The sequence below is a fragment of the Micromonospora sp. CCTCC AA 2012012 genome (genome assembly GCF_040499845.1).
In the GTDB taxonomy this organism is placed as follows: Bacteria; Actinomycetota; Actinomycetes; order Mycobacteriales; family Micromonosporaceae; genus Micromonospora; species Micromonospora mangrovi.
Window position 1 is genome coordinate 938,810 of the sequence record NZ_CP159342.1, and the last position, 15,231, is coordinate 954,040.

Consider the following 15,231-nt stretch of genomic DNA (forward strand, 5'->3'; position numbering starts at 1 on the left):
AGACTTAAACCACCCTGCAACGTGTGCTGGTCACGGTCGTGTTGTCCTGGCGAGCGCGAACGTTCATACCGCCAAGTCGCGAGAGCGCTCGCAGTTCGTCAAAGCCCGGACAAAGACATATCTAACAAACCGAATCTGTCGGATATCGTGGTCGCCCTGGGTGTCGAATGAGGAGTTCCCGGCGTGACCGTGCGTCCCCTGCATTTCAACGCGTTCATCTGGCCCAACGGCTACCACGAGTCAGCCTGGCGAGTGGTCGACGACGACGTCCATGGCGTTCTGGGCCTCGACTACTACCTCGACATCGCCCGTATCGCCGAACGCGGGTTGATGGACGCTATCTTTCTTGCTGACACCCTCGCCATTGCCGAGTACCGGGTGACGCACCTGCCCCAGACACAGTTCGATCCGGTCGTGGTGCTGTCGGCGCTCGCCGCGGCGACGAGCCGGATCGGGCTCATCGGAACCGGCTCCACCACGTACAGCAAGCCGTGGGAGCTCGCGCGCCGCTTCGCGACCCTCGATCACCTCAGCGGCGGTCGCGCCGGTTGGAACATCGTCACCACTGTCACGCCGCTGGCTGCCGCGGCCTTCGGAGAGGCCGTCCACCTCGAGCACGGTGACCGCTACGTGCGGGCCCACGAGTTCGTCGAGGTCGTCCGGCAGCTCTGGGACAGCTGGGCGGACGACGCGGTAGTCGGCGACCGTGGTCGGGGCGTGTGGGCCGAAAGGAGCAGACTCCGCGACCCACGGTTCCACGGCGAGTTCTACGACGTCGACGGGGTGCTTCCGTTCCCCCGCTCCCCGCAGGGCCATCCAGTGCTGGTGCAGGCCGGCCAGTCGACGGCCGGCATGGGGCTGGCCGCCCGGTACGCCGAGTTGGTCTTCGCCACCCCCGCCACGCTGGAGGCCTCCAAAGCGTTTCGCGACAATCTCCGCGTCCAGGTGGCGGCGAACGGCCGTGACCCCGACCAGCTGTCGGTGTTGCCGGCTCTCATGGTGACCCTCGGCGGCACCGAGGCCGAGGCACAGGCGCGGGCCCGTCATCTAGAGGAGCTGGCGAGCGCGGAGTTCCACTGGCAGAACACCCTGTACCTCGCCGGGTTCGATCCGGACGACTTCGATCCGGACGCGCCGTTTCCGTCGAACCTGACGGAGAAGCCGGCACCTTCCAGCCTCGCCGAACGCCTCATCGCCGCCGCTCGGGCACGACCGGAGGCCCCTCTGCGCGAGATCCTGCGGGACCTCGGCGGCGGGCCCGGTCAGCTGCACTTCGTCGGCACTCCGGAACAGTTGGCCGAGCACATCATCGCCTGGCAGGACGAGGGTGGCGCCGACGGATTCACCCTCATGGGCTCGACCCTGCCCTACGAGTTGGCCACCTTCACCGACCACGTGGTCCCACTGCTACAACGGCGCGGCCGCTACCGCACCGAGTATCGCGGCCGTACCCTCCGCGAGCACCTCGATCTGTCGAGACCCGCCGGATGGGGACTGTAAGACGAACAGCACGTCTCTGTGTCAAGCCGCCGGGAGGAGACGGGAGGAGAGAGGTCATCAACTTGGTGGATCGGTGGCGGAGATCAGAGTCTCGAGCCATGATCTTCGAGGTAGTGGTCGGGGCCGCTCGAGCGACACCTGCCGCCCGTGGGCTGGCGGCCGAACGGCCTGCGTCCCGGTCACGACCGCCGGCGAGAGTGGCTCGAGAGAGGCCCTGTTTGGCCCGAAGTTGGTCTGCCCTCCTCCCCGGGCCCTCGCTCCGGTCACACGAGGAGAGTCTGTGCCCTCAGCATGTGTCCAGCGCCAGCCCCGGTCGTCATCGCGATTGATCCGCACAAGGCATCTTGGACCGCCGTCGCGGTCGACGCTCGCCTCCACCCCTCGGCGCCATCCGTGTCGGGGTGAACCGTGACGGCCACCGACAGCTGCGCCGTTTCGCCGGCCGCTGGCCACACGTCACCTGGGCGGTGGACGGAGCCGCCGGGCTAGGTGCTCCGTTGACCGCTCGGCTTGTCGCTGACGCAGTCGATGTCGTCGACGTTCCCGCGAAGCTGGCACGCCGGGTCCGGATGCTTATGGCCGGGCACGGCGGCAAGACCGAGGAGGTCGACGCACTGTCGGTCAGTATCGCCGCGCACACCGCCACCCGGCTCAACACCGCCGCGATCGACGAGGCGGTCGCCGTCCTACGCGCGCTGACCGAACACCGCGACGACCTGGTTCGCTCCCGCACCCAGACCGTCAACCGGTTGCACGCCCTATTGGCGCAACTCGTCCCGGCCGGGCTGCCCCGACGGATGACCGCCGACACCGCGGCTGCCGCGTTGCGCAGCATCCGACCGCGCGGTGCTGGGCCGCACTCTGCGTCAGGTCGCCGTTGAATGCTGACGAAGGTGCGTCGCCGCGACCGGTGCATCACCGAGGCGACCGCTGTCCGCCGCGGTCGCGGCATCCGGCACCACCCTGACCGAGCTGCACGGCGTCGGCGACGTCCCCGCCTCGAAGATCTTGGCCCGCTCTGGTGCTGCCAGCGGACCACTACCAGCGCAAACGCGCCGCGGGTAAGACCCGACAAAGAAGCCCTTCGCTACCTCAAACGACGCCTCGCCGACGTGGTCCACCGAGCCATGATCAAAGACGCGGAGGTCTCTCTCCTCCCGACGGCTTGACACGGAAAGGCGCCGTTCGTCCTACGGTCCCACTCGCGGACGTCATCCACGGCGCTGCTTAGCTCAACGATTCAGTGTCCGTGTCGAGGCCGGTTCCATGGGTGGATGCCGCCTCGTAGTCCGCGAGGGTGTTCGAGCTGACTGCCTGAGTAGTTAGCCATCCTGAGAGAGTGCTGATCGCCGAAGTATGGTCGCGCGGGGCCCTGGCTCAAGGAACAGCCTCTACGCGCTCCACGCAGGTTCGCTTAATTTGGAATCAGCGTCCCAAGTACTGATAGGAGGGTTGCGCTCCGTATCTATGTGGATACGATCATGGGCGAACCCTTGGGAGGCGGAGCGGATGAGACCGTCGACCTCTTCTGGTCGCTACATCTCTATCAAGCGTGGTCCGAGTTTGACGCTCCACGTTGGAACGCGCCCCCGGCTGCGGTCGCCCTCGTGAGCGGTGCCATGACGAGGCGCGTCGGTAGAGCCGGCACGCCTAAAGCCGTCGCAGGTGGCTATCTGTCCGGCTGCCCATTTGGTGGGTGCTGGTGCTGCAGCGGCAGGCCCATGGTGGAACGCGGCATCGGCACCGGTCTTTTGGATGGCCCTGCCGTGGCCGTTCGGCAGCCACACTCCGCGGTGGTGATTGGCCTGAGGTCAGGCTAGCTGGCACAGCGCGCAGGACTTGTCCCCGTCGAGCCGCTGGCGCATCAACGGCGATCCCGAGGATGTGCGCGACGGCGACGACCAGAGCTTCGTGGCTTGGCCGGATGCATCGAATCCGCCAGGCCGGCAGGCGACCACGAGGAGGTCTGCAGATGGATAGCTACTTCGCGACAAAACGTCACGAGGGTCTACGGCAAGAGGTGCGGACGTTCGCGGAGGAACAGGTGCGACCGCGGATCCCGGAAATGGAATCTTCTCGCTCGGTCCAGTACGAGTTGTCGCGGTTGATTGCCAGTCAGGGCTGGATCGGTGTCACGATCAGCCCTGACTACGGCGGGATGGGTCTGGGACATCTCGCCAAAACCATCATCATCGAAGAGCTGTCACGGGTCAGCGGGGCGATGGGTGCCATGGTCCAGGCCAGCCAGTTGGGCGTGGCCAAAATTCTGCACTTCGGCAACGACAGCCAGAAGGAGCGGTGGCTACCAGCGATCGCCGAAGGAAGCTGCCTGCCCACCATCGCGGTGACCGAGCCCCAGTCCGGTGGTCATGTCCTCGGCATGGAAGCCACCGCCGTACGTGACGGTGACGATTATCTTTTGAACGGCCGAAAAGTGTTCGTCGGCAACAGTCACGTCGGCGACCTACATGGCGTGGTGGCTCGCACCGGGCCGGGTTCTCAAGGGCTGTCGGCCTTCTTGGTCGAGTCGCACCGTCCGGGTTTCTCGCTCGGTCCACATCGCGCCGCTATGGGCCTGCACGGCTTCAGTTTCGGCGAGCTCATCTTCGACGACTGCCGGATCCCTGCGGCAAACATGCTCGGCGTCGAGGGCGATGGCTTGGCTGTCGCCTACTCATCCAGCATCCTGTACGGCCGACCGAACCTGGCCGCGGTATCCCTCGGCATCCACCAAGCGCTACTTGAGGAGTCCTCGGCTTACGTTACTGAGCAGCACCGCTACGGCAAGCCGCTGCGCGACCTTCTCCCGGTCAAACTGAAGATCGGGCAGATGCAGTCCCGGTTGATGACTGCCCGGCTGGCCGCCTATTACGCGGTCCACCTGTTGGATCAGGGCCTGCCGTGCGACGCGGAGCTGATGAACGCCAAACTGATCAACGTCGAGTATGCCCTGGACTCGGCGCGTAACGCGATGGAGGTGCACGCCGCCTGCGGGCTTTACCCCGACCGTCCCGTAGAGCGGTACGTACGCGACGCACACCACATCTTTGCGCCAGCCGGCACCTCCGATGTCCAACTGCTCCGGCTCGGGGAGGTGGCACTGGGCATGTCCAAGGGGCAGTGGTCGGAGCGGCTCGCCGCCCCTCTACTGGAGGCGGCGGCCACCTCCTGAGTCGCCCTATTGTCAGCTGCGCTGATTGATCCGTTCCGTCAGCTCGGCGGCCAGAGACTTGATGGTCTCAAGGCCCTGCCGCCCCCACGGTCGCGGCTCGGTGTCCACCACACAGATCGTGCCAAGCGTCGTACCGGTGTGGTCGATCAGCGGCGCGCCCAGATATGAGCGGATGCCGATCTCGTCGACCACGGGATTGCCGGCAAACCGCGGGTAGTCGCACACGTCGTCGAGCACCAGCGCTTTGCGGCGGACCACGACGTGCGGGCAGTAGCCATGATCTCGTGACATCACCCGGCCTGGCTGTTCGGTCAAGGTGATCTCGGGCGTGCTGCTGGCTCGCCCGACTGGCGCCGTGTAGAGGCCAGCGAAGTACTGACGGTCCTCGCTGATGAAGTTCACCATCGCGTATGGAGCCCGGGTGATATTTGCGAGCTTTTGGGCGAACTCGTCGAACTCGGGGTCCGGGTTTTCCCCAATACCGAGATCACGCAGCCGCTGAACACGGCGCGGCGCCTCCTGATCAATCGGCGTCAGCGACTGGTAGACCGGGCTTTCATAAATCATATTTGGCTCCATATCTGGCAGATGTGACACGTATTCACGCCGGGCGAGAGGTGACGAGTAGATGCTTCAGGAGCGCGATCAGCACCGTTGCGGAGGACCGGCTTTGACGGGCATCGCACATCACGATCGGCACATCCGGTCTAAGTTCAAGAGCGGCGCGCACTTCCTCGGGTTCGTAGTGGAACGACCCGTCGAATTCGTTCACGGCGACCAGGAATCCAATGCCACGGGACTCGAAAAAATCGACGGCAGCGAAGCAGTCCTGTAGGCGGCGGGTGTCGGCGAGGACGACAGCTCCGAGGGCGCCGGCGGACAACTCGTCCCACATGAACCAGAAGCGCTCCTGCCCGGGTGTGCCGAACAGGTACAGCACGTGGCGGGAATCGATGGTAATGCGGCCGAAGTCGAGCGCCACCGTGGTGGTGGACTTGTCCTCTACTCCTGTCAGGCTGTCAGTGCCCACGCCGGCGGTGGTCAGGATCTCCTCCGTGCACAAGGGCCGGATCTCACTGACCGCGCCGACGAACGTCGTCTTTCCCACGCCGAACCCACCTGCGATAAGGATCTTGAGCGCGGTGGGGAACACCGGAGACAGTTCACAGTCGTCGCTGTAGGCCATGGAGAACCGCCTCCAATACGGATGGATCAGTGGGGTCGGCGACAGGGCTGGGGGCTCGCGTGCTCACCGCGCCACAATCCACCAGGTCCGACAGCACCACTTTCGTGATAGCGGCGGGCAGTTTGAGGTGCGCCGCGACCTCGGCCACGGTGATCGGGCCGCCGCACAGGCGAAGGGCCCGAGCATGATCTAGCGCAAGGTATCCGCGAGGCCTTCGACCCGTGGCCATCACCCACGACAGCAACTCCATCTGGATACTGGGCCGGGTCCGCCCGTTGCTGACCGTGTACGGGCGCACCAGACGCCCGGCGTCGTCGTCGAGAAAGGGTTCGTCCTCGGCGCCCATGACGGTCACCGGATCATGTCACTCGAATCGATGGTGGCATGGCGCGTCGGTGTCGCCAGGAACGGACGTACACTCTTGACCATCTGTGACATCTCGTATCCCAGTACGCCAACATCTGCGTCCTTTCCTGCGAGCACCGCCAGGACGGCATTTGCGCCCGCCGCCGTGACGAACAGCAGCACGTCATCAAGCTCGGCGACCACCTGACGGACTCCACTACCGCCACCGAGACTGCCCCCAGCGCTACGAGCGAGAGAGAACAGTCCGGAGGCGATCGCCGCGAGATGGTCCGCGCCGGCCCGATCCAGACCGTGGACAGCTTTCGGTAGGCCGTCGGACGACAACAACAGGGCACTGCGAGTGTGGGGGACGCGTTCGGCCAGCCCGGACAGCAGCCACACAAGATCCTGAGATTGTCCTACGGGCGCATCGCTCCGCATGATAGATAACCTTCCTTAAGAGTGACGCGTGATCAGCTGGTACCGCCGAGGCGGTCTGCGGAGCCGTCATTCCCGCCAGCGTCAGCGGCGCCGTGAGTGAAAGCCCGCGTGAACGTGGCCATCAGAGTGGGGTCCGGCTCAGCGCCTTCCTGCTGTTGCGAAGGTGGCCTGGGTGCGGCTTGCAGCTGCGGGGCCAGATGTGCCTGCCTTTGCCGCCGCGGTAGGCGCGGACGCGCGTTGCCGCCGGCGAACGAGGCCGTGGTCGGCTCGCCGGCCCTGTTCACCTCCGCCGACTCGGACGGGATGACTTCGGCGGCCTCTCGGACCAAGGGCGAAGTGGCAGAACCCCGTTCGGGCAACGGTGCCATCGTCGCTCGCCGGGTCCCCTGGGGTATCGAAGGAGCGCCGTCGAGAGCCCGAGGCGAAGCAGAGGTTGGTACATGCGGCGGTGGAGCGGCCGGGGCATGGCCGGCAACGGCCCGGCTGGGCGGTCGGACGATGGGCTGCGGTTGTGTGTCGTGCCAGGATTCACGCCTCTGTGACGGCGCGCCGAGTAGTCCGGGAGGAAGGATAAGTACCGCTTGGATCCCGCCGTAGATGTTGGTCTGCAGCCGTACGGTGATGCCATGTCGACGGGCGATGACCCCGACGACGAACAGGCCGATGCGACCGTCGCGCAGAAGCTCACCGACGTCGATCCTGGTTGGGTCGACCAAGAGGCGGTTCACGCGGTCCTGGTCAGTGACCGGCATACCCAAGCCTCGGTCCTCAACTTCTACGGCGATACCAGCCGTGACAGTTTGAGCGCGCAGTAGCACCTGGGTGTGCGGGCCTGAGAAATTTGTAGCATTCTCAACGAGCTCAGCGACAAGATGGATGACATCGGCGACAGCGTGGCCTCCCACCGTGCCCTCGATCGGCGGCACCAGCTTGACCCGCGAATAGTGTTGAACCTCGGCGATGGCAGACCGTAACACCTCGGTCAGAGCTACAGGCCTGCTCCACTGCCGCCGTGAAACAGCGCCGCCTAGCACCGCGAGGTTCTCCGCATGTCGGCGGATACGGGTCGCAAGGTGGTCGACCTGGAACAGGCCCTTGAGGAGATCCGGGTCCTCCACCTGGTTCTCGAGGTCGTCGAGAAGCTGGATCTCCCGATGCACCAGGGACTGCAGCCGTCGGGCGAGGTTGACGAAGACCTCCACCTGGTGGCTGGAGTTGGCCACGGGTGGCGTGGTTTGCGCGGCTGCTGCCTCTACGACGGCGGCCTGGGCAACACGGAGGATCCCATCCAGCTCGTGCCGCAAAAGCCCAAATTCGTCGCTTGCCGTCAGAGGTGCGAGCTCCGCGGGTGGATCAAGTCGGTCACCGCGGCGCAACCGCTCGATGAGATTCTGTACCTCGACTCGACGCTGCGCGGTCTCGGACCGCAGGGCACCGATCCTGGCGATGATCAGACGGTCGACTGCAACGGCTCGGTTGGCGGCGACGGCGACGACCACCACGCATGCGACCCACGCCAGGATCAGCGCCGCGCCCATCCTGCTGGTTACCGCTTCCCCGGAGGCGACGAGCACAGAGAATACGGCGGCGGCACCGATCACCGTGACGACTGCGGCCGGGAGTACAGACAGCCACATCAGACGAGGCCTGAAGTCACTCGTCACGTCCCGATCAGGTGCGGGAGATTTGCGGTGGGGGTCGCCCGCTCGATGAGCGGCACGCGTGTCAGGAGGGGGAGACTCAGGCATCAATATCCTCGGACCAAAGGGGAACCGCAGGGGCAGGTGCGGGCTACCTCAAGGGACCCGCATCGTGCGGAGACGGGTTATCGCTCAGGCGCGGGCAGCCTGGAACGCCGTCCTCTCTGCTTCGCTCGCATGGACCATCACCTTATCCTATGTGGACGATTGGTTTGATCCGGCGGCTGCCGGCAAGTCGACCCCAGGGATGAAGACCAATCAGCCACTTTCATCGTGTGTAGCGGTTGGCTTCGACTGGGTGCAGAACGACGATGACCTGAACGATTGCGGTGGCGCGGGGTAGACACCGCCGACCAGCTCGACGACCTGGTGGCAACCGTCGGCCGCCACGGCGGTGCACTGCGCAGTGCGCCACGGTGGCGGTGAACGGTCGTTACATCGGTAGCGTGACCGACGCGATGACGTGCAGCGTGGTATTGCTCAGCGCGTCATCCTCGCCAGTTCTGCTACTCCCGCTGTTATGTATTGAATGGCTTTGAAATGCTGGCGAGCTATCGCGCTGAGGCGGTGCGACACCCGCTCGGGGTCGGAGCCCAGATGCAGCGCGTCTGTCAGTTGAAGTGCTACGATGAGGCCAGCCAATGCGGCGGAGTGATTGTTTGGATGGTCGTTTCCTGCAGCCAGGTAGCGGAGACAGGAGCGTGCCGCAACAGCGCGTCTAGAATCTGTGGCCAGATGGGCATCGATTTGCACCAGTCCTGCTAGTCGGCGGATCCGGACGCGCCGCATGACACCGGCCGCGATCAGGCTGGAGAGAGCCCGTTCGTACATGTCTTCGCTGAGCTTCTTCAGCCAGATGTGCAGGCTGGTCGGTTCTGCTCGGCGAATGTCCGTCGCCACGCTGTCCGCAAGGGTGTCGCCCAGCGGCTGGCCGGTCCTTGCCTGCACTGTCCTGTCGAGCGCGTGGTCCGACCGGCCGTGCTTCACCAGGGCGATTCTCTCTGCGAGGAAGAGGTCAATCAAGCTGGCCCCGGCCACACCGAGGGAAAGAGTTCGACGGTTTGTTATGGGCAGGCCCGTGTCGTCGTAGTGACCGAGAAGGAACAGCTCATCGCGGAGAAGTCGGCGCGAAAGGGCGTCTTCCACCATCACGACAGCCGATGAGTGGGGCGGTTGACGGCGGTCATGAATCCTCCTCTTGCCGTGCCAGCAACTTTGGCATGATGCGGTACGTCGTTGAAGTGTGACAGTCGGGGTATGTAGAAGAATTGCAGCTGACATGCTAAGCGCTCCCGGCAGGCAACGCCTTCGGTGGTGCTGGTACTCAGTTCGCGAAAGCCACAGAACCGTATCAGTGGGCTGTCGCGTCGGAAGGATCCACATGCCTTGGTCCTGTAGGGCCATTCACAGTGTGTTCCGAACGGATGCGGGTTGGTTTTCTGGGGAGGCCCTTCAGTGCTGATTCGATGACTTCCTCGAGGACGTCCCGGTCTCGTCGGGTGAGGTCTCGTCGCTTCCTCAGCAGTGCGCAGATCTCTACGAGCAGATCCGGCTGACTCTGCTGGGGGCGAGGGGAGAGTAGTTCGATGAACGCCTCGGCGGGCATCCGGAGCCAGGTGGTGAAGGTGAGAAACGTCTGAGTGTCGGGGCGGTGGCCTCGGGCGAGGCGGGTGATCGTCGATTGGCCGCATCCAATCTCGGTGGCGACTTGTTGCCATGTCATGTCGCGGTGGCGCCGTGCACGGTCGAGGCTGGCGTGGAGTTCCGACAGGTCAATCCGAATCTGGATCACTAAGCTGCGCCCTCCTGGCCGGGATTGATGTGTGGTTCGGCTCGTCGACGTGGTGGGCATGGGGGTTCTCCCAGTGTGACGGTCCGGTCACACCTAAGTACGAAGCGATATTAACGAATTATGCTTCGTGTCTCAAGGGCGGCGCCCGCGTATGACCGGATGCGGAGAGTTGGGTCGCCCCCAGATGACGCCCGAGCGCCGGCGGTGACGGGCGCTGCTGAGGGCTCGGCGGATACCTCTTCGCGTGGTCGATCGCCGGCCCCGACCCGGGCGCGCACCGGCCCCGCGTGCCGGCGCGCCTGGTGGTGCTCGGCCTCGCGGTGGTGGCGCACGCCACCGTCGCCCAACTGCTCTACGCCGGCCTGCTGGTCGACGTCCCGGCGACGGTGGGTGAGCTGCGCGCCGGGGCGATGGTCATGTACTACGGCGGTGACCTCGCCGAGATCCTGCTCGCCCTGGCCCTGCTCGTCACCTGGCGCCCGGAGAGCACGCGGGTGCGGCGGGCGGCGCTCAGGGCTTGAGCAGGGCCGCCACCTCGGCGGCGAGCTCCTCCGGGGTACGCCCGTCGGTGACCACGGTCGCCGTCGCCACCTCGGCGTAGAGCGGGCGGCGCTGCTCCATCAGGTGCTTGAGGGTGGCGCGCGGGTTGATCGCCAGCAGCGGACGACCCGCGCCCAGCCCGACCCGCTTCACCGCGTCGGGCAGCTCCACCGAGAGGTGCACCACGGTGTGCCCGATCAGCGCGGCGCGGTTCTCCTCGGCGAGGATCGCGCCGCCGCCGAGGGCGAGCACCCCGCCGTGCGACGCCAGCGCCGCCGCCACCGCCGCCCGTTCGAGGGTACGGAAGTGGTCCTCCCCTCGTCCACGAAGATCTCCGGGATCGGCTTGCCGGCCAACTGCTCGATGTCGGCGTCGGTGTCCCGGAAGCCGACGCCCAGCGCGGTGGCCAGCGCCTGCCCGACGGTGGTCTTGCCGGAGCCGGGCGCCCCCACCAGCACGCAGACCGGTCGGGTCAGCGGGACGCGCGCCCCGCCGGTCACCGGATCACCAGCGCGTCGAGGTAGCCGGTCAGGTTGCGGCGCATCTCCACGACCGAGTCGCCGCCGAACTTCTCCACCGCCGCCTCGGCCAGCACCAGCGCCACCATCGCCTCGGCGACGATCGCCGCGGCGGGCACCGCGCAGACGTCGGAGCGCTGGTTGATGGCGGTGGCCGGCTCCCCGGTGGTCACGTCGACCGTCGACAGCGCCCGGTTCAGCGACGAGATGGGCTTCATGGCCGCCTTCACCCGCAGCGGCTCACCGGTGGTGATGCCACCCTCCAGGCCACCGGCCCGGTCGGTGACCCGCCGGACGCCGGTCGCGGTGGGGATGATCTCGTCGTGGGCCTCGGAGCCCCGGGAGCGGGCCTGCTGCCAGCCGTCGCCGATCTCCACACCCTTGATCGCCTGGATGGACATCAGCGCGGTCGCCAGCCGGGCGTCGAGCTTGCGGTCCCACTGCACGTGGCTGCCCAGCCCCGGCGGCACCCCGTACGCCAGCACCTCGACCACGCCGCCGAGCGTGTCGGCGGCCTTCTTCGCGGCGTCGACCTCGGCGACCATCCGGGCGCTCGCCTCCGGGTCGAGGCAGCGCAGCGGGTCGGCGTCGATCCGCGCGGCGTCCTCCGGGGTCGGGCGCAGCCCCGGCTTGGCGGCGACCGGGCCCAGCTCCACCACGTGCGAGACGATCTCGACGCCGAGGGCCTGCCGCAGCAGCGCCTTGGCGACCGTGCCGACGGCGACCCGGGCGGCGGTCTCCCGGGCGCTGGCCCGCTCCAGGATCGGGCGGGCGTCGGTGTGGCCGTACTTCTGCATGCCGGCCAGATCGGCGTGGCCGGGCCGGGGCCGGGTCAGCGGCGCGTTGCGGGCCTGCGCGGCCAGCTCCTGCGGGTCCACCGGGTCGGCGGCCATCACCGTCTGCCACTTGGGCCACTCGGAGTTGCCCACCCGGATGGCGACCGGGCTGCCCAGGGTGACGCCGTGCCGCAGGCCACCGATCAGCTCGACCTCGTCCCGCTCGAACGACATCCGAGCGCCCCGGCCATAGCCGAGCCGGCGACGGGCCAGCTCGTCGGCGATCTCGGTGGTGGTCACCTCGATCCCGGCGGGCACCCCCTCGAGCATCGCGACGAGAGCGGGTCCGTGGGATTCACCTGCAGTCAGCCAGCGCAACACAGCCGTCAGTCTGTCACTGCAAGTAGTCCGGTCGGTACAGCACGGAGACGACGCGGACAAGCTCCGGACAAGCCGCCTCGCCAGCAGGGTCGGTTCCTATGGCAGGAGGAGCGCTGTTTTGTCCGCGTCCTCCGTCACGGCCTGGTACCCGTTGCCGACTCGGGGTGAAGATGTCATGACTGTCGAGTGGCCCGCTGGTCGATGCCGCGGGTGTGTCATCGGCGCGACCCGTCACGGGTGCGCGCCTTCCGGGAGAAGCAATGACGCGTGTCGAATCCGTCCCTGCCGGCTCCATGACGGCAGTACCCCGAGGGAGGTGGCTCGCCGTCGCCGCGGTCGCCCTCGGCACCTTCATCGTGGTGACCGTCGAGAACCTCCCCATGGGACTGCTCACCGCCATCAGCGGCGGTCTGGGAGTCTCAAACGCCAAAGTCGGCCTGCTGGTCACGGTCTCCGGCCTGGTGGCCGCCGTCACCGCGCCGCTGCTGCCGGTAGCCATCCGGCGCGCCGACCGGCGCGTCGTCCTACTCAGTCTGATCCTGCTCACAGTAGCGGCCAACGCCGTGTTCGCAGTCAGCTCCAGCTACCCGGTCATCGTGGTAGCGCGGCTGCTGATCGGCGTCAGTATCGGCGGCTTCTGGGCACTCGCGGCCGGCCTCGGCGTACGGCTCGTTCCACCCGCCGCGATACCCCGCGCCACGGCGGTGATCTTCTTCGGCGCCATGGCCGCGAACGTGGTGGGAGTTCCGCTCGGCACATGGCTGGGCGAGTTGACCAGCTGGCGGGCTACCTTCGCGCTGGTCGCGGCCCTGGCGCTCCTTCTGACCATCGTGCTGGGCATCCTGTTGCCGGCCATGCCACCGGACGAGCCGGTCCTGCTGCGCACGCTCGCCGCGCAGCTGCGTACCCCCGAGGTGCGCGCCGGCGTGGTGGTCACGTTCCTGCTGGTGTCCGGGCACTATGCCGCGTTCACCTTCATCAGCCCGATTCTCCAGGACATCTCCGGAGTCACCTCAGCGTTCCTCGGTCCGTTGCTTCTGGCCTATGGGGTGTGCGGTCTGGTCGGCAACTTCGCCGGTGGCGCCTGGGCTGCCCGCAACGTCCGCGCCGCCGTCGTCGCGATCAGCCTCGCCCTCGCTGCGTCCCTCGCGCTGTTCCCAGTGGTGGGACGGACTGTCGTGGGTGGCTCCATCCTGCTGCTGATCTGGGGCTTCGCCTTCGGTGGGCTTCCGGTCAGTGTGCAGACATGGATTATCAAGGCCGCCCCACAGGGCATCGAGGCGGCCACGGGACTGAACACCTTCATGTTCAACCTGGCGATCGCCTCCGGGGCGCTGTTCGCCAGTGCCGTAGCCGGCGCCATGTCCGTGACCGGGGTGGTCCTGCTCGCGGCAGGACTGGTCGCGCTGACTCCCGTCGCGGTGGCAACGGCACGCAAGCAGTGACAGTCGCGTGGTCGCCCAGCCGGGGACAGCCGGGCGGCCACGAGGTGAAATGACTAGTCGCCGTCCCCCGCCCGATGTTCGACGAGAACACCCGCCGTGCCCGGCACCGTGTGACGAACGCTCAGGGCTGCCGGCTCAGCGGTCGTCGCCGCTTCCACCGAGCACGCCACGGACCCGGCGGCTTGCGAGCTTGGCCAGATTGGCCGTCGCGATGTCGTCCAGCGACAGGTCGAGGTAGTCGGAGAGCACGGCCAGATACCACAGCACATCGCCGAGTTCCCTCGCGATGTCGTCCCGGTCGATCCGCGACTCGTCGCTGTCGAGGTCGCGGACCCACTTCTTGAACTTCTCCGCGATCTCGCCCGACTCACCGACCAACCCGAGTACCAGGTGCAGTAGTTCGTTTCTCTTGTCACGCGGGGCGGCAGTACGGAGGGCGCCGCGCTGGTACTCGTCCAGGTCCATGGCGGACCAGTATGGCCGAGCCTCCGACGACCGGTTGGTCTTGGGCTGGTCACTGCGGCGTGCGTTGTGGCTGGAGCTGGATATGGGTGGGACAACCCCGCACGGGAAACGAGGCGACGAATCGCACGGCAGCGGCGACGTCAGCCGGAGCGAGCAGCTCGTGCGGCCGGTTCTGCCCCGCTGTGGTGGCGAGGCTGGCACCGGCGGCGACCAGGCCCGGTGAGATCAGGCTGACCTTAACGTCACGATCACGTACATCGAGGAACACCGCTTCGGCCAGGCCGGCCAGGCCGAATTTGCTGGCAACGTAGGCAGCGTTGTTGGCGAATGCGCGGTGGGCGGCGCCCGAACCGATATAGACCAGGCTGCTCGGCGCTGCCGAGATCAGGGCGGGCAGCAAGCGCGTGGTGACGGTGGCGGCAGCGGTGAGATTGACGTCGATCACCTGACGCCAGGCCGCCGGGTCAGCGCGATCTGCCGGTGCCCAGTCGAAGACACCAGCCGCATAGACCACGAGGCTCAGCCGACCACGGTCAGCCAGGCCCTCAGCCGCATCGCGGACCGCAGCGGCGTCCGTGACATCTACAACGTCCACGTAACACCGCCGACCTGCCTCACGGCAGAGCGTTGCCGTCTGCCGCAGGCGTCCCTGATCGCGGCCCCACAGGCTCACCGACATGCCCCACAAAGCCATCTCGTGGGCGATGGCGCGGCCGATCTCGCTGGACGCGCCGATCACCAGCGCGTGTGACTCACTCATCCCTCCAGCGTGCCAGCGAGTCGCCCGGACGTGTGGTCAGCCGCTGGACCGATCTGGCGCACGGTCAAGCGGCTTCACCATGACACCTTCGGGCGGAGGTTCCGCCTGAAGACGCCCTTGCCCCGCGGGCGTGCTGGTGGACGCGGGCGCTGGGTGAGTCCACTGACGCGTCCCGGGTGAGCTGTCCGGCCGCGTCCGCAGCGTCTGCGG

14 protein-coding genes and 2 pseudogenes are annotated in these 15,231 nt (G+C 66.9%); 5 read left to right on the forward strand and 11 right to left on the reverse strand.

Going from position 1 to position 15,231, the window contains the following annotated elements; all coding sequences use genetic code 11:
• Window positions 1–183 precede the first annotated feature (183 nt).
• The 3 genes from ABUL08_RS04355 (at window position 184) to ABUL08_RS04365 (ending at window position 4,672) form a co-directional block, all read left to right on the forward strand.
• Window positions 184–1,500, forward strand: coding sequence for an NtaA/DmoA family FMN-dependent monooxygenase (locus tag ABUL08_RS04355; RefSeq protein ID WP_350934737.1), 1,317 nt, complete (start codon window positions 184–186; stop codon window positions 1,498–1,500).
• 401 nt (window positions 1,501–1,901) lie between these two features.
• The gene (locus ABUL08_RS04360; RefSeq protein WP_350934739.1) at window positions 1,902–2,381 is read left to right on the forward strand and encodes an IS110 family transposase; all 480 of its coding nucleotides are present in this window, start codon (window positions 1,902–1,904) and stop codon (window positions 2,379–2,381) included.
• A 1,091-nt stretch (window positions 2,382–3,472) separates the two neighbouring features.
• Window positions 3,473–4,672, forward strand: a complete 1,200-nt coding sequence (locus ABUL08_RS04365; RefSeq protein WP_350934741.1) for an acyl-CoA dehydrogenase family protein — start codon at window positions 3,473–3,475, stop codon at window positions 4,670–4,672.
• Window positions 4,673–4,684: 12 nt separating this feature from the next.
• Here ABUL08_RS04365 and ABUL08_RS04370 read toward each other — a convergent pair whose 3' ends face one another.
• The 7 genes from ABUL08_RS04370 to ABUL08_RS04400 form a co-directional block, all read right to left on the reverse strand.
• Window positions 4,685–5,239, reverse strand: coding sequence for a GAF domain-containing protein (locus ABUL08_RS04370; protein WP_350934744.1), 555 nt, complete (start codon window positions 5,237–5,239; stop codon window positions 4,685–4,687).
• 34 nt (window positions 5,240–5,273) lie between these two features.
• A complete protein-coding gene (locus tag ABUL08_RS04375; RefSeq protein ID WP_350934746.1) occupies window positions 5,274–5,858 on the reverse strand; it encodes a GTP-binding protein in 585 nt (194 codons plus the stop codon).
• Window positions 5,836–6,204 carry a DUF742 domain-containing protein gene (locus ABUL08_RS04380; protein WP_350934747.1) on the reverse strand — a complete coding sequence of 123 codons (369 nt, stop codon included), beginning with the start codon at window positions 6,202–6,204 and terminating at the stop codon, window positions 5,836–5,838. Before ABUL08_RS04380 ends, ABUL08_RS04375 begins: the two co-directional genes overlap by 23 nt.
• 5 nt (window positions 6,205–6,209) lie before the next feature.
• Window positions 6,210–6,644: a roadblock/LC7 domain-containing protein gene (locus tag ABUL08_RS04385; protein ID WP_350934749.1), complete on the reverse strand. Its 435-nt coding sequence runs from the start codon at window positions 6,642–6,644 to the stop codon at window positions 6,210–6,212.
• A gap of 32 nt (window positions 6,645–6,676) precedes the next feature.
• On the reverse strand, window positions 6,677–8,308 hold the full coding sequence (locus tag ABUL08_RS04390) for a sensor histidine kinase (RefSeq protein ID WP_350934751.1): 1,632 nt from the start codon (window positions 8,306–8,308) through the stop codon (window positions 6,677–6,679).
• 516 nt (window positions 8,309–8,824) lie between these two features.
• Window positions 8,825–9,493, reverse strand: coding sequence for a GOLPH3/VPS74 family protein (locus ABUL08_RS04395; protein ID WP_350934753.1), 669 nt, complete (start codon window positions 9,491–9,493; stop codon window positions 8,825–8,827).
• 202 nt (window positions 9,494–9,695) lie between these two features.
• The gene (locus tag ABUL08_RS04400) at window positions 9,696–10,136 is read right to left on the reverse strand and encodes a helix-turn-helix domain-containing protein (protein ID WP_350934755.1); all 441 of its coding nucleotides are present in this window, start codon (window positions 10,134–10,136) and stop codon (window positions 9,696–9,698) included.
• Between the two features lie 239 nt (window positions 10,137–10,375).
• On the opposite strand from ABUL08_RS04400, the pseudogene ABUL08_RS04405 reads away from it, so the two are divergent.
• Window positions 10,376–10,657, forward strand: a pseudogene (locus ABUL08_RS04405) (cytochrome c oxidase assembly protein); the annotation flags it as partial.
• Here the strand turns inward: ABUL08_RS04405 and ABUL08_RS04410 are convergent.
• Together ABUL08_RS04410 and aroC are read right to left on the reverse strand one after the other, a co-directional pair.
• A pseudogene (locus ABUL08_RS04410) lies at window positions 10,647–11,152 on the reverse strand (shikimate kinase). The pseudogenes ABUL08_RS04405 and ABUL08_RS04410 overlap by 11 nt on opposite strands.
• 20 nt (window positions 11,153–11,172) lie before the next feature.
• Window positions 11,173–12,351: a chorismate synthase gene (gene aroC, locus ABUL08_RS04415; protein ID WP_350934758.1), complete on the reverse strand. Its 1,179-nt coding sequence runs from the start codon at window positions 12,349–12,351 to the stop codon at window positions 11,173–11,175.
• A 260-nt stretch (window positions 12,352–12,611) separates the two neighbouring features.
• Here aroC and ABUL08_RS04420 point away from each other — a divergent pair, with 260 nt between their 5' ends.
• Window positions 12,612–13,796 carry an MFS transporter gene (locus tag ABUL08_RS04420; protein WP_350934761.1) on the forward strand — a complete coding sequence of 395 codons (1,185 nt, stop codon included), beginning with the start codon at window positions 12,612–12,614 and terminating at the stop codon, window positions 13,794–13,796.
• Between the two features lie 135 nt (window positions 13,797–13,931).
• Here ABUL08_RS04420 and ABUL08_RS04425 read toward each other — a convergent pair whose 3' ends face one another.
• Together ABUL08_RS04425 and ABUL08_RS04430 are read right to left on the reverse strand one after the other, a co-directional pair.
• Window positions 13,932–14,261, reverse strand: coding sequence for a nucleoside triphosphate pyrophosphohydrolase family protein (locus ABUL08_RS04425; protein WP_350934763.1), 330 nt, complete (start codon window positions 14,259–14,261; stop codon window positions 13,932–13,934).
• 49 nt (window positions 14,262–14,310) lie between these two features.
• Complete coding sequence (locus tag ABUL08_RS04430) at window positions 14,311–15,021, reverse strand: SDR family oxidoreductase (protein ID WP_350934765.1); 711 nt, start codon at window positions 15,019–15,021, stop codon at window positions 14,311–14,313.
• Between the last annotated feature and the right edge of the window lie 210 nt (window positions 15,022–15,231).

Excerpts from the sequence above, each read along its gene's own strand:
- ABUL08_RS04420 (WP_350934761.1), top strand. The coding sequence starts at position 12,612 with ATGACGCGTGTCGAATCCGTCCCTGCCGGCTCCATGACGGCAGTACCC.
- ABUL08_RS04365 (WP_350934741.1), top strand. The coding sequence starts at position 3,473 with ATGGATAGCTACTTCGCGACAAAACGTCACGAGGGTCTACGGCAAGAG.
- ABUL08_RS04430 (WP_350934765.1), bottom strand. The coding sequence starts at position 15,021 with ATGAGTGAGTCACACGCGCTGGTGATCGGCGCGTCCAGCGAGATCGGC.
- ABUL08_RS04395 (WP_350934753.1), bottom strand. The coding sequence starts at position 9,493 with ATGGTGGAAGACGCCCTTTCGCGCCGACTTCTCCGCGATGAGCTGTTC.
- ABUL08_RS04380 (WP_350934747.1), bottom strand. The coding sequence starts at position 6,204 with ATGGGCGCCGAGGACGAACCCTTTCTCGACGACGACGCCGGGCGTCTG.
- ABUL08_RS04375 (WP_350934746.1), bottom strand. The coding sequence starts at position 5,858 with ATGGCCTACAGCGACGACTGTGAACTGTCTCCGGTGTTCCCCACCGCG.
- ABUL08_RS04425 (WP_350934763.1), bottom strand. The coding sequence starts at position 14,261 with ATGGACCTGGACGAGTACCAGCGCGGCGCCCTCCGTACTGCCGCCCCG.
- ABUL08_RS04370 (WP_350934744.1), bottom strand. The coding sequence starts at position 5,239 with ATGATTTATGAAAGCCCGGTCTACCAGTCGCTGACGCCGATTGATCAG.
- ABUL08_RS04385 (WP_350934749.1), bottom strand. The coding sequence starts at position 6,644 with ATGCGGAGCGATGCGCCCGTAGGACAATCTCAGGATCTTGTGTGGCTG.